This window comes from Azospira sp. APE16, from assembly GCF_047901315.1.
Lineage (GTDB): Bacteria > Pseudomonadota > Gammaproteobacteria > Burkholderiales > Rhodocyclaceae > Azospira > Azospira oryzae.
Window position 1 is genome coordinate 1,618,632 of sequence record NZ_CP179682.1, and the last position, 13,545, is coordinate 1,632,176.

10 protein-coding genes are annotated in these 13,545 nt (G+C 69.0%); 2 read left to right on the top strand and 8 right to left on the bottom strand.

Annotated elements, in window-relative coordinates; genetic code table 11:
• Window positions 1-189: 189 nt before the first annotated feature.
• Complete coding sequence (locus tag ACLSSQ_RS07835) at window positions 190-3,339, top strand: ATP-binding protein (RefSeq protein WP_416244235.1); 3,150 nt, start codon at window positions 190-192, stop codon at window positions 3,337-3,339.
• Between the two features lie 111 nt (window positions 3,340-3,450).
• Here ACLSSQ_RS07835 and bioD read toward each other — a convergent pair whose 3' ends face one another.
• The 5 genes from bioD to ACLSSQ_RS07860 form a co-directional block, all read right to left on the bottom strand.
• A complete protein-coding gene (bioD, locus tag ACLSSQ_RS07840; RefSeq protein ID WP_416244236.1) occupies window positions 3,451-4,104 on the bottom strand; it encodes a dethiobiotin synthase in 654 nt (217 codons plus the stop codon).
• Window positions 4,105-4,270: 166 nt separating this feature from the next.
• Complete coding sequence (bioC, locus tag ACLSSQ_RS07845; RefSeq protein WP_416244237.1) at window positions 4,271-5,044, bottom strand: malonyl-ACP O-methyltransferase BioC; 774 nt, start codon at window positions 5,042-5,044, stop codon at window positions 4,271-4,273.
• Complete coding sequence (locus tag ACLSSQ_RS07850) at window positions 5,044-5,796, bottom strand: alpha/beta fold hydrolase (RefSeq protein WP_416244238.1); 753 nt, start codon at window positions 5,794-5,796, stop codon at window positions 5,044-5,046. The genes bioC and ACLSSQ_RS07850 overlap by 1 nt, the downstream gene beginning before the upstream one ends.
• A 10-nt stretch (window positions 5,797-5,806) precedes the next feature.
• Window positions 5,807-6,982: an 8-amino-7-oxononanoate synthase gene (gene bioF, locus ACLSSQ_RS07855; protein WP_014237897.1), complete on the bottom strand. Its 1,176-nt coding sequence runs from the start codon at window positions 6,980-6,982 to the stop codon at window positions 5,807-5,809.
• Complete coding sequence (locus tag ACLSSQ_RS07860) at window positions 6,979-8,307, bottom strand: adenosylmethionine--8-amino-7-oxononanoate transaminase (protein ID WP_416244239.1); 1,329 nt, start codon at window positions 8,305-8,307, stop codon at window positions 6,979-6,981. Before ACLSSQ_RS07860 ends, bioF begins: the two co-directional genes overlap by 4 nt.
• Window positions 8,308-8,538: 231 nt before the next feature.
• On the opposite strand from ACLSSQ_RS07860, the gene ACLSSQ_RS07865 reads away from it, so the two are divergent.
• The gene (locus ACLSSQ_RS07865) at window positions 8,539-10,035 is read left to right on the top strand and encodes a methyl-accepting chemotaxis protein (RefSeq protein WP_416244240.1); all 1,497 of its coding nucleotides are present in this window, start codon (window positions 8,539-8,541) and stop codon (window positions 10,033-10,035) included.
• 292 nt (window positions 10,036-10,327) lie between these two features.
• On the opposite strand, the gene ACLSSQ_RS07870 is transcribed toward ACLSSQ_RS07865, so the two are convergent.
• From ACLSSQ_RS07870 to ACLSSQ_RS07880, 3 genes are read right to left on the bottom strand one after another with little or no spacing between them, the layout of a single operon-like run.
• Window positions 10,328-11,548, bottom strand: a complete 1,221-nt coding sequence (locus tag ACLSSQ_RS07870) for an ABC transporter permease (RefSeq protein WP_014237894.1) — start codon at window positions 11,546-11,548, stop codon at window positions 10,328-10,330.
• Window positions 11,542-12,288 carry an ABC transporter ATP-binding protein gene (locus ACLSSQ_RS07875; protein WP_152089058.1) on the bottom strand — a complete coding sequence of 249 codons (747 nt, stop codon included), beginning with the start codon at window positions 12,286-12,288 and terminating at the stop codon, window positions 11,542-11,544. The genes ACLSSQ_RS07870 and ACLSSQ_RS07875 overlap by 7 nt, the downstream gene beginning before the upstream one ends.
• The gene (locus tag ACLSSQ_RS07880; protein ID WP_416244241.1) at window positions 12,288-13,544 is read right to left on the bottom strand and encodes an efflux RND transporter periplasmic adaptor subunit; all 1,257 of its coding nucleotides are present in this window, start codon (window positions 13,542-13,544) and stop codon (window positions 12,288-12,290) included. The genes ACLSSQ_RS07875 and ACLSSQ_RS07880 overlap by 1 nt, the downstream gene beginning before the upstream one ends.
• Window position 13,545 lies beyond the last annotated feature (1 nt).

The following is a 13,545-nucleotide window of genomic DNA, read 5'->3' on the forward strand; positions in this document are numbered from 1 at the left end:
GCTGGATTATGGCGGCTTTCCCCCGGGCTGTCCATGGCGCCTCTGCTATACTTTGCGGTTACAAATCGTCACGAAAAACACCGTGGGGCGGGGCTTTGCAGCCCGCCGCCGGCAGGCGCTTCCCCGGCCCCGCCGGACCCTTTCGTCGCGGCCCTTTTGGCGCACTTTCCGTTCTTCCGGCCCTTGCCCATGAACCAGACTCCTGCCGTCCGCCGCCGCTTCAGCCTGCTGCCCTACCGCATCAGTTCCCAGGTGGCGCTGCTGGTGTCCCTGCTGTTCATGCTTACCGTGTTCGCCTTCACCGCCTACACGGTGCAGGAGCAGGCCGATCTGTCCCAGGAAACCATCACTCGCCACAGCCAGGCCCTGGCCGAGAACATCGCCCTCACCGCGGCGCCCCAGATGGTGCTGGGGGACGAGAGCGCCCTCGAGTATTTCCTGCTGCGCTCCGCCGAGTATCCGGACATCCAGGCCCTGACCCTGATCGACGCCAGGGGCAAGGTCCTGGCTTCGGTGCGCAAGGATGCCCAGGGCGGCTCCAGCGCCGAATACGGCGTGTCCCGCCTGTTGCCGCCCCATGGCGAGGAGCCCCGCTCCAACCTGCTGGAAACCCCGGCCGGCCGCCGTCTGCTGTTGTGGCAGCCGGTCGCCAACGGCCAGGTGCTGGGCTGGCTGCGTCTGGAGATCGGCCTCGACCTGCTGGCCGACGCCCGGCGCCACATCTGGCAGGACAGCATCGTCACCGCCCTGGCGGCCATCATCGGCAGCACCACCCTGTTGCTGCTGTTCCTCCTGCGGCCCCTGCGGGCCCTGCGCCAGGCCACGGATTTCGCCTCACGCCTCGACGTGCTGCGGGGTCAGAGCCTGCCGGCCTACCACGGCAGCCTGGAGATCGGCGAGCTGGTGCAGGCCCTCAACCGGGCCTCGCGCCGCCTCAAGCAGCAGGAAGAGACCATCGAGGAAAACAGCCGCTTCCTGCAGAGCCTGACCGACGCCCTGGGGGAAGGGGTCATCGCCACCGATGCCGAGGGGCGTTGCACCTTCATCAACGCCGAGGGCGAGCGCATGCTCGGCTGGCGCCGCCAGGAGCTGCTGGGCAAGGATGTGCACCACACCATCCACTTCCAGACCGCCACCGGCTTCCACGTCAGCCAGGACGAATGCCCCCTGCACTCGCCGGCGGTGGCCAGCCGGCCCTTCCGTTCCGAGCTGGATGCCTTCACCCGCAGCGATGGCAGCGTCTTCCCCATCTCCGTCGTTTCCGTGCCCCTCTTCGAGGGCGAGCGCTTCACCGGCACCGTGGCCGCTTTCCAGGACATCACCGAGCGCAAGCGGGACGAGGACTTCCTCATGGCCACCACCTCCCGCCTCTCGGCCCTGATCGAGAGCATGCAGGCGGGCATCCTGGTGGAGGACGAGAACCGCCAGATCGTGCTGGCCAACCAGGCCCTGGGCCAGCTGTTCGAACTGGATGTGGACCCCCAGGAACTGGTGGGGGTGGATTGCCGCCTGGTGCTGCAGCACCTGCAGGGCCTGTGCGCCGACGGGGCCCGGTTCGTGCCCCGGGTGGAGGCGGTGGTGGAGGACCGGCGCGCCGTCCTCGGCGAGGAAATCCGCCTGGCCGACGGGCGCGTCCTGGAGCGGGACTACATTCCCATCTACCTCTTCCCCCAGGTGGCCCAGCCGGAGGACTACCGGGGCCACCTGTGGCTGTTCCGCGACATCACGGAGCGCAAGCATGCGGAGCTGGAACTGCAGCAGGCCAAGGAGGCGGCGGAATCGGCGAACCGGGCCAAGGGCGAATTCCTGGCCAACATGAGCCACGAAATCCGCACCCCCATGAACGGCATCCTGGGCATGACCGACCTGGCCCTGGATTCGGCCCTGACGCCGGAGCAGCGGGACTACCTGGAGATGGTCAAGTCCTCCGCCGACGCCCTGCTGGTGATCATCAACGACATCCTGGACTTCTCCAAGATCGAGGCCGGCAAGCTGGAGCTGGAGCACATCCACTTCCACCTGCGCCAGCTGCTGCGGGAAACTCTCAAGCCCCTGGAACTGCGCGCCCGCCAGCGCGGCCTGACGCTGCGCTGCGAGGTGCCGGAGGAGGTGGCCGACGGCTATCTGGGGGATCCGGGGCGGCTGCGCCAGGTGCTCATCAACCTGGTGGGCAACGCCATCAAATTCACCGAGGAAGGTCAGGTGGCGGTGCGCGTCGAAGCCCGGGACGGGCTCCTGCACTTCGCCGTCAGCGACACCGGCATCGGCATTCCGGCGGACAAGCAGCAGCTCATCTTCGAGGCCTTCTCCCAGGCCGACAGCTCGGTCACCCGCCGCTTCGGCGGCACCGGCCTGGGCCTCACCATCTGTACCCGGCTGGTGCGCCTGATGGGCGGCCACATGTGGGTGGAGAGCGACCCGGGCCAGGGCAGCACCTTCCACTTCACCGCCCGCCTGGAGGCCGTGGCCGGTCCGGCCGAGAGTGGCAAGGCCGACGCCGGTCGGGGCGAGGTGGTGCTGCCGCCCCTGCGCCTGCTGGTGGCCGAGGACAACCCGGTGAACCAGAAACTGGTGCTGACCCTGCTGCGGAAGCGGGGCCACCGGGTGACCCTGGCGGACAACGGCCAGCAGGCCCTGGCGGCCCTGGCGACGGACCATTTCGACCTGGTGCTGATGGACATGCAGATGCCGGTCATGGGCGGCCTCGAAGCCACCCGCCGCATCCGGGCGGCGGAAGCGGCCCGGGGCGACGGCAAGCACCTGCCCATCGTCGCCATGACCGCCAACGCCATGGCCGGGGACCGGGAACTGTGCCTGGAGGCGGGCATGGACGGCTACGTTTCCAAGCCCCTGCGCCGGGACGAATTCTTCTCTGCCATGGCCGATGTGCTGCCGTCCGAGCTGTTGCGCCAGGCCGGCGCCGCTGCGGCGATACCCGCAGACGGCCAGGCGGCGGCTGCCGCGGCCCCTTTCGAGTCGGCGCCGGCGGCGCTGCGCCGCTGCGACCGGGCCGAAGCCGTGGCCCGCCTGGAAGGGGACGAGGAACTGTTCGCCATGCTGGTGAAAATGTTCAGCGACGACCTGCCCAACTACCTGCAGCGCCTCAACGCCGCCCTGACGGGGCAGGACATGGAGGCCCTGTCGCGGGAGGCCCACACCCTGAAAGGGCTGCTGGCCACCTTCAGCGCCGGCCGCGGCACGGCCCTGGCCCTGGAACTGGAACTGGAAACCCGGGCCAAGGGCGGCCACGTGGAAACCCTGGGCGTGCTGGTGCGGCAACTGCAGGAAGAACTGGAACTGGTGCGCCAGGAACTCTTGGCGGGCGCGCCCGCCGCCTGAAACGGCAGGCCGGAGACGCCCGTCCGGTAGCGCTTTCCGTCATGCCATGCCGGACATCGGCCAGGGATGCGCCTCCTGGCCGGGTGCCCGCAGGGGTTTGTTGCCGGGCGCCTAGGGCAGGCGCAGCAGGTCGCCGGCCGCGGCAGCGTCCACGCCGTGGGGAATGACGCCCAGCAGGGGCGCCGGCAGGGCCCGCTCCAGGCAGGCCAGGTTTTCCTCGAAGCGGCTCATGGCCGGATCAATGCGGTTGGCCACCCAGCCCGCCAGGGGCAGGCCCTGGGCGGCGATGGATTCGGCCGTGAGCAGGGCGTGGCTGATGCAGCCCAGGCGCATGCCCACCACCAGGATCACCGGCAGGCCCAGTTCCCGGGCCAGGTCGGCGGCGTCGAAATCGTCCCCCAGGGGCACGCGCCAGCCGCCCACTCCTTCCACGATCAGCACCTCGGCCAGGGGCTTGAGCTCCTGGAAGGCATGGCGGATCACCGCCGCCTTGATGGGCCGGCCGGCTTCGGCGGCGGCGATGTGGGGAGCGATGGGCGGGGCGAACAGATAGGGATTGACCAGGTCCCGGGGCGCCACCACGGAGGCGGCGGCCATCAGGCGGCGCACGTCGTCGTTATCCCCGTCGGCCTCGGTGCCGGCCGCCACCGGCTTCATGGCCAGGGCCGACAGCCCCTGGCGCCGGGCGGCGTGCAGCAGGGCGCAGGCGGAGAAGGTCTTGCCGATTTCCGTATCGGTGCCGGCGATGAAATAACCCTGTTTCATGGTGCGGTCCTCACTGAAAGGCGTTGGCCACAGAGGGCACAGAGATCACAGAGAAAAGCCTGAAATAACAGAGGGGACGGAATGCTGCCGCCGGCCGTGGCAGCCGGATGGTTCTTCCCCTCAGCGTTCTCTGTGCCCTCTGTGGCAAAAAAGAATTTCCCCCCGCTCACTTCACCGCCGTACACAGCACCACGTCGTAGGTGGCGGGCAGGCCGGCGGCGCTGCGGTGGCGTTCGTAGCGCGCTTCCACGGTCTTCCAGGCGGCCTTGCCGAGGAAGCCGGTGCGACGGGCACCGCCCACCTGGTTGGCGCCGATGTCCTTGATGGCCCGCAGCAGGCTGCGCAGGTCCGGGTAGAAGATCTGCAGCTTGCGCCGCTCCACCCGCAGTTCCTGGAAACCGGCGCCGAGCATGGCTTCGCCGCAGGTGGCCGGAGGCGCGAAGGGCAGCACGTGGCGATGGCTGTCGATGCCGGCGAAAGCCTCCCCCAGTTCGGCGAAGGTGCCGGGCCCCAGGGTGCTGAAGGCGAGGACGCCGCCGGGCGCCAGCACCCGGGCCGCTTCCTTGAGACTGTGGCCCAGGTCGCACCACTGCACGGCCAGGCTGGACCAGTAGAGGGCGGCGCCGCCGGCGGCCAGGGGCAGGTGCTCCAGGTCGGCGCACAGCGGCAGGCCGCCGTTGTCCCCTTCCCGGGCTCGGGCCAGCATGGCCGGGGCGAAGTCGGCCAGGAGCAGGGGGCGGCCCGGATAGCGGTGGGCCAGCAGGCCGGCGCCGTAGCCGGTGCCGCAGCCGGCATCGAGGAGAAAGCCGGCGGGCAGCTGGCCGTCCCCGGGCGGCAGGGAGGATTCCAGGGCGTCGCACACCTGGCGTTGCAGGGCGGCGGCCTGGTCGTAGGAGTCGGCGGCCCGGTCGAAGGCGCGGCGGATGTGGCGTTTTTCCATCAGGCGGGCAGTCCTTCCGCCCAGGCCTGCAGATGGCCGGCGAAGGCAGCCGGATCGTGCAGGAAGGGGGTGTGGGCGGCCTCCGCCATGAGCTGCAGTTGGCCGTGGGGCAGCTGGGCGGCCAGCCAGCGGGCGGCCTCCACCGGCATCAGGGGATCGGCCTCGCCGTGGATGACCAGGGCCGGATGGGGCAGTTTGGGCGCCAGGGGGCGCAGATCCAGGTCCCGCAGCCAGTCCAGACCCCGCAGCAGGGCGGCCTTTTCCGCCAGGGGGGCCTTGGTCAGGGGCGCCAGCTGGCGGTTGATGTCCTTGGCCAGGCTGTCGCCCTGGTTCATCAGGGTGGCGAAGCGCGGCAGTACCGGGCCCGGGGCCAGGCCCACGGCGGCGGAGAAGCCGCCGAGCAGGCTGGCCGGCTGGCCGGCATTCCAGCCTTTGCCGGCGAGGAAGCGGGGCGAGGTGGCCACCAGCACCAGGCCGGCGATGCGCTTGGGGGGCCGGGCCGCCATCAGCTGGGCCAGCTGGCCGCCGAGGGACCAGCCGAGCAGCAGGGCGCCCTCGGGCACGTCGGCCAGCAGGGCGTCCACGGTGGCGGCCACCGAGTCGGCGCCGTCGGGGCGGCCCGGATAGCCGGGCAACTGCAGCCGGGTGACGGAGAAATGGGGCGTCAGGTGGGGCAGCAGGGCCTCCCACACCCGGGAATCCAGGCCCCAGCCGTGGAGCAGGGCCAGGGGGCGCTTGGCGGGGGAATTCATGGCGTCGGACTCAATTTTTCAGCGGCCCGCATTCGGCCAGGGCCGCCACCAGGGCGTCCACCTGGCCCACGGTGTGGGCGGCGGAAAGGGTGATGCGCAGCCGGGCCTGGCCCTTGGCCACGGTGGGCGGGCGGATGGCGGGCACCCAGATGCCCCGCTCCAGCAGGGCCCGGCTCAGGGCCAGGGTGGGTTCGTTGTCGCCGATGACCAGGGGCTGGATGGGGGTAGGGGAATCCAGCAGCTGCCAGCCCCGCTCGGCGCAGAGGGGTTCCAGGCCCAGGCGCAGGCGGGCGATGAGGGTCACCAGATGGGCCCGGCGCTCGCTGCCGGCGGCGATCAGCTCCAGGCTCTTCTGCAGGGCGCAGGCCACGGCCGGGCTGGCGGCGGTGGTGAAGATGTAGGTGCGGGCCTTCTGCAGCAGCCATTCCAGGACCTTGGCGCTGCCGGCGACGAAGGCGCCGGAGACGCCGGCGGCCTTGCCCAGGGTGCCCATGTAGAGGACCCGGGGCGAGGGAATGAGCTTTACCGCGGCGGCACTGCCCCGGCCCTGGCCCACCACGCCGAAGCCGTGGGCGTCGTCGATGACCAGCCAGGTGTCGTATTTCTCGGCCAGTTCGTAGAGTTCTTCCAGGGGGGCGATGTCGCCGTCCATGCTGAAGATGGCGTCGGTGACGATCATCTTGCGCGGCGCCTGGCTGGCGGCCAGCTGGCTTTCCAGATGGGCCAGGTCCAGGTGCCGGTAGCGGTGGCTGTCGGCCCGGGAGAGCTGCACCGCATCGATGAGGGAGGCGTGGTTGAGCTTGTCGGCGAAGACCGCGTCGCCCCGGCCCACCAGGGCCGGAATCATGGCCAGGTTGGCCATGTAGCCGGTGGAGAAATACAGGGCCCGCTGGCGCATGACGAAGGCGGCCAGGGCTTCTTCCAGCTGGTGGTGGGGGCGCAGATGCCCGCTCACCAGATGGGAGGCGCCGGAGCCGGCGCCCCACTGCCGGGCGCCCTCGGCCATGGCCTCGGCGATTTCCGGGTGGTTGGCCAGGCCCAGGTAGTCGTTGCTGCAGAAGGCCAGCACCGGCTTGCCGTCCGCCACCATTTCCGGCCCGCAGGGGGAATCGACGATGCGGCGGCGGCGGGTCAGGCCTTCGGCTTCGATGGCTTTGAGTTCGGCGTCCAGGCTTTCCCAGATCATGCGAGTGTGGCCTCCAGGGTGGCCAGGGTGCCCTGGCAGAGATGGCGGGCCTCGTCCTCGGAGAGCACGTAGGGCGGCATCAGATAGACCGTGTTGCCGATGGGGCGCAGCATCAGTTCCCGCTCCAGGCCGGCCTTGTAGAAGCGGCGGGAGAAGGAAGCGTCGGCCCCCTCCACGTCGAACGCCAGGATCATGCCGCGGCGCCGGTAGTGGCGCACCCGGGGATGCTGGCGCAGGGGTTCCAACAGCTGGTGCAGGCGCTCCGAGAGCTGCCGGTTGGCGGCGATCACGTCGTCCTGCTCGAAGATGTCCAGGGTGGCCAGGGCGGCCCGGCAGGCCAGGGCGTTGCCGGTGTAGGAATGGGAGTGGAGGAAGCCCCGGGTCACGGCATCGTCGAGGAAGGCTTCATACACGGTGTCGGTGGTCAGCACCACGGAGAGGGGCAGGTAGCCGCCGGTGATGCCCTTGGAGAGGCAGAGGAAGTCCGGCCGGATGTTGGCCTGCTCATGGGCGAAGAAGGTGCCGCTGCGGCCGAAGCCCACGGCGATCTCGTCGCAGATGAGGTGCACGCCGTAGCGGTCGCAGGCCTGCCGCGCCAGACTCAGGTAGAGCGGATCGTGCATGGCCATGCCGGTGGCGCACTGGATCAGGGGCTCCACGATGAGGGCGGCGATGTGGTCGTGGTGGGCTTGCAGATGGGCTTCCAGGGCCGCGGCGGCGCGCCGGGCCACGTCGGCGGCGGTCTCGCCGTCCCGCGCCAGGCGGGCGTCGGGGGAGGGCAGCACGGCGGCGGGGCGGATCAGGGGGGCGTAGGCATCCTTGAACAGGGCCACGTCGGTGACCGCCAGGGCGCCCACGGTCTCGCCGTGGTAGCTGCCTTCCAGGCAAAGGAAATCGGTCTTCTCCGGCTGGCCCGTGTTGCGCCAGTAATGATGCGACATCTTCAGGGCGATCTCGGTGGCCGAGGCGCCGTCGGAGGCGTAGAAGGCGTGGCCCAGGGCGCCGCCGGTGAGAGCGGAGAGGCGCTCGGAGAGCTGCACCACCGGCTCGTGGGTGAAGCCGGCCAGGATCACGTGCTCCAGGGTTTCCAGCTGGTCCCTGAGGGCAGCGTTGATGCGCGGGTTGCGGTGGCCGAAGAGATTGACCCACCAGGAGCTGACCCCGTCCAGGTAGCGGCGGCCGTCGAAGTCCGTCAGCCATACCCCCTCGCCGCTCTGGACGGGGATCAGGGGCAGTCCGTCGGCCGCCAGGTGGTGCTGCATCTGGGTGCACGGATGCCAGACAGCGGCAAGGCTGCGGTCCAGGAGGCGGCGGTTTGCGGACATGGGGCGTGGGCGGGATGGTGGGCAGGGATGGTGGACAGGTCGCGGCGCCGGGGCCACCACCTCAAGCCCGCCATTTTACCCGCCCCGGCAGGCCAGTGCCAAAAGCGATGCGCAAAGACGGCGACAAAATGGCTAGAATAGCCTGCGGCAGCCCCGCCGACTGAGGCGGGGAGGGGCCGACCAAAACAATATCGCTGGCACAACTAAGGGTTGAGAGGCGGGAGACAATCGATGAAAAACATGAAGCTGGGTTGGAAGCTTTTCCTGCTGGTGGCCCTGGCGGTCGCCGGCTTCCTCGTCAATTCCGGCCAGGGGCTGTTCCTGCTCAAGGAAAACCTGCTGGAAGACCGCAAGCTGAAGACCAAGAACGTGGTGGAAACGGCCCACGGCATCCTGGCCTACTACTACCGGGAGCAGCAGACCGGCCGCCTCTCCGAGGAGGACGCGCGGCAGACCGCCGCCGCCGCCATCAAGGGCCTGCGTTACGAGGGCGAGGAATATTTCTTCCTCATGGACTTCAACGCCAACATCGTCATGCATCCCATCAAGCCGGAGATGGATGGCAAGAACTTCGCCGAGACCAAGGACCCCAAGGGCAACCGCCTGTTCTCGGAAATGTCCCGCATCGGCCGGGACGTGGGCCAGGGCTACTACGCCTATTTCTGGCCCAAGCCGGGCAAGAGCGAGCCGGTGGAGAAGATCTCCTACGTCAAGGCCTTCAAGGAATGGGGCTGGCTGGTGGGCTCGGGCATCTACATCGACGACGTGGACGCGGTCTTCTTCAAGGCCGCCACCACCCAGGGCAGCCTGGCCATCGGCGGCCTGATCCTGCTCATCGGTTTCTCCGTCTATCTGATGAAGACCATCGTCGGGCCGGTGCAGCGCATGCAGAAGGTGATGGAGGCCCTGGCCGAGGGCGACATGACGGTCCATGCCTCCTCCGATGCCAGGGACGAAATCGGCCTCATGCTGCAGGCGGCCGAACGCATGATCGACCGCACCCGCAAGGTCATCCAGGAGGTGCGGGTCAGCGCCGACGCCCTGGTCAATGCCTCGGACCAGGTCAGCGTCACCTCCCACAGCCTCTCCCAGTCCGCCTCCGAGCAGGCCGCCAGCGTCGAGGAGACCTCCGCCTCCATCGAGCAGATGTCGGCCAATATCGAGCACAACAAGGACAACGCCCACCTGACCCAGGACATGTCGGCCCGGGCCGCCAGCGATGCCCAGGTCGGCGGCAAGACCGTGGGCGCCACGGTGGAGGCCATGAAGCAGATCGCCGACAAGATCGGCATCGTGGACGAGATCGCCTACCAGACCAATCTGCTGGCCCTCAACGCCGCCATCGAGGCGGCCCGGGCCGGCGAGCACGGCAAGGGCTTCGCCGTGGTGGCCGGCGAGGTGCGCAAGCTGGCCGAGCGTTCCCAGGCCGCCGCCCACGAGATCGGCGAACTGGCCGGCAAGAGCGTGGAGCAGGCGGAAAACGCCGGGCGCCTGTTCCAGGACATGATGCCCAACATCGAAAAGACCGCCCAGCTGGTCAAGGAAATCGCCGCCTCCTCCGAGGAGCAGGCCATCGGCGCCGGCCAGATCAGCCAGGCCATCAGCCAGGTGAACCAGACCACCCAGCACAACGCCAGCGCCTCCGAGGAACTGGCGGCCACGGCCCAGGAACTCCATTCCCAGGCCGAGCGGCTGAAGCAGAACATCGCTTTCTTCCGCATCGACTGAGGCGGGGAAAGCTTAGCCACAGAGGGCACAGAGAACACAGAGAGTTGAAACGGCGGCCACGGGCCGCCGTTTTTTTCGCCCCCAGCTTTCGCCCCCAGCTTTCGCCCCCAGCTTTCGCCCCCAGCTTTCGCCCCCAGCTTTGCCACGGCGACGCCTTAACTCTGTGTTCTCTGTGCCCTCTGTGGCCCGCCTTTATGACCTGGCCTGAAACGCAGAAGGGACGCCATTCTCCGCGGTGATGCGGTGGAGAGTGGCGTCCCTTCTGCCTGGTGGGGCAGGGCCTTGTGAAGTTTTACTGGTAGCGCAGGGCCTCGATGGGGTCCAGGCGGGCGGCCTTGCGGGCCGGGTAGTAGCCGAAGAAGATGCCGACCCCGGCGGCGACGCTGAAGGCGACGATGACCGAACTGCCGGAGATGATCACCGCGGTGCCGGTGAGCAGGTTGGTCAGCACGGCGCCGCCGATGCCCAGCAGCAGGCCGATGAGGCAGCCGGCGATGGAGATGACGATGGCCTCCAGCAGGAACTGGGTCAGGATGTCCTTCTCCCGGGCGCCGATGGCCATGCGGATGCCGATTTCCCGGGTCCGTTCGGTGACCGAGACCAGCATGATGTTCATGATGCCGATGCCGCCCACCAGCAGGGAGACGGAGGCGATGGCGCCCAGCAGCAGGGACATGATGCGGGTGGTCTCCGCCGCCGAATCGGCCACGGCGGTGAGGTTGCGCACGTTGAAGTCGTCGTCCTGGCCGGGGCGGATGCGGTGCCGCTGGCGCAGCAGGGCGTTCATGGAATTTTCCACCGCCGGCATCACCTCGGGCGCCGCGGCCTTGACCATGATGGCCCGCACCGAACCCTGGAAGGGCGTGCCGAAGAGTTTGCGCTGGGCCGTGGTGAGGGGAACGATGAGCACGTCGTCCTGGTCCCGCCCGTCCAGGCTCTGGCCCTTGGGCGCCAGCACGCCGAGGATGAGGAAGGGGGCCTGGCCGATGCGCAGGGTCTTGCCCGTCGGGTTCTCGGCGCCGAACAGGTTCTGGGCCGCGGTCTTGCCGATCAGGGCCACCCGGGTCGAGGCCCGCAGGTCCGAATCGGTGAAGGGGGAGCCGTCCACCAGGGCCCAGGAGCGCACGTCCAGATAGGCCGGCGTGGTGCCGATGACGTAGGAGTTCCAGTTGCTCGAGCCATACACCAGCTGGGCCGAGCCCTGGTGCACCGGCGCCGCCGTTTCCACCCCGTCCAGCTCGGTGATGGCTTCCGCATCGGTGACGGTCAGGGTGGGGGCGTTGCCGCTGCCGCTGCGCACGCCGCCGGCGTTGGTGAAGCCGGAGAGGACGATGAACAGGTTGCTGCCCATGGAATTGATGGACTGGGCCACGGCGTACTGGGCGCCCTGGCCGATGGCCAGCATCAGCACCACGGCGCCGACGCCGATGACCATGCCGAGCATGGTGAGGAAGGTGCGCAGCCGGTTGGCGCCCATGGCGCGCCAGGCTTCGCCGAGCATGGCGGTCAGCATGGCTGGGTCTCCCCGGCGGGCAGGTCGTGGTGGGTCGGCGCATCGTGCACGATGCGGCCGTCGAGGAAGCGCACCTGGCGCTTGGCGTGCTGGGCGATGTCCGGCTCGTGGGTGACCAGGACGATGGTGATGCCCTCCCGGTTCAGTTCCTCGAACAGGGCCATGATCTCCTCGCTGGTGTGGCTGTCCAGGTTGCCCGTGGGCTCGTCGGCCAGGATCAGGCGGGGCCGGTTCACCAGGGCCCGGGCGATGGCCACCCGCTGCTGCTGGCCGCCGGAGATGCGGTTGGGCAGGGATTTGGCGTACTGGCCCAGGCCCACCTTGGCCAGCAGTTCCCGGGCCCGCTGGCGCCGCTCTTCCTTGTCCACGCCGCAATAGACCAGGGGCAGGGCCACGTTGTCCTCCAGGCTCATGCGCGGCAGCAGGTTGAAGCCCTGGAAGACGAAGCCGATGGTGCGGTTGCGCAGCAGGGCGGTCTGGTCCTTGTCCAGGGCCGAGACGTGCTTGCCGTCGAGGATGTAGTCGCCGCCGCTGGGCCGGTCCAGGCAGCCCAGGATGTTCATGAAGGTGGACTTGCCGGAGCCGGAGGGGCCCATGATGGCGACGAACTCGCCGGCATGGATGGCAAGGCTGACGCCCTTGAGCACCGGGAAGGGGCCCATGGGGGTGTCGTAGGCCTTGTCCAGGCCGGCCACCTCGATCACCGCCGCCGCGTCGGCGGAGGCCGTCGCAGCGCTCATCAGAACATCCTCATGCGCATGGTGCCGCCGCTGCTGCCGCCGGCATTGGCGCCGTCCGGCAGGTTCTCGCCGACGATCACCTGGTCCCCCGCATTGAGTTCGCCGCCGACGATTTCCGTGTTGCGGTTGTCGGTGATGCCCAGGCTGACGCTGACCGGCACCACTTCGCCGCCGCGCAGCACGTAGACGGTGCCGCTGGCGCTGTCCCGCTTGCGCTGGCGCTCGCCGGCACCCTTGCCGTTGCCGGGGCCGGCTGCTCCCGGCGGGCCGCCGGCCGGGGCGCCATTGGCGGCGGCATTGCTGGCGGCATTCGGAGCCGGCTTCTGGCCGCCGTTGGGCTTGTAGCGCAGGGCCGCGTTGGGCACCAGCAGCACCTCGCTGCGCTTGGCCACGGCGATGTTCACATAGGCGGTCATGCCCGGCAGGAGAATCTGCTCCGGGTTGTCCACCACCACCACCACGTTGTAGGTGACCACGTTCTGCTGGGTGGTGGGGTTGAGCCGCACCTGCTTCACCTCGCCCTTGAACTGGCGGTTGGGGAAGGCATCCACATTGAACTTCACCGGCTGGCCCACCTTGATGTTGCCGATGTCGGCCTCGGCGAAGCTGGTGTAGATCTGCATGGCCGTCAGATCCTGGGCGATCTTGAACAGGGTGGGGGTCTGGAAGCTGGCGGCCACGGTCTGGCCCACGTCGATCTGCCGATCCACCACCACGCCGGAAACCGGGGAGCGGATCACCGAGTAGCCCAGGTTGGCCCGGTCCTTGTCGTTGGCCGCCTTGTACTGGTTGAGCTGGGCCTGGGCGCTGCGGCGGGCCTGCACCGCCTGGTCCAGCTCCTGGCGGCTGACGTATTCCTGGGCGAAGAGGGACTTCATGCGTTCCTCGCTGGCGATGGCCAGGTCCAGGGAGGCCCTGGCGCTGGCGATGTTGGCATCGCTCTGGTGCACCTGGGCGGAATAGAGGGAGTCGTCCAGCTCGGCCAATATCTGGCCCTGCTTCACCTGGTCGTTGAAATCCACGTAGAGCTTTTTCACCGTGCCGGAAACCTGGGTACCCACATTGACCAGGGTCACCGGGTTGAGGGTGCCGTTGGCCGAGACGCTCTGGGTCAGTTCCCCCTTTTCCAGGGTCTGCAGCTTGTAGCGCTGCTCCAGGCCCGGGGCGGTGAGCTTCTGGTAGGCGACGTAGCCGCTGCCGGCGAGGAGCAGGGCGGCCAGAATCAGGACGACGGTTTTCTTCTGGGGGCGTTTCATG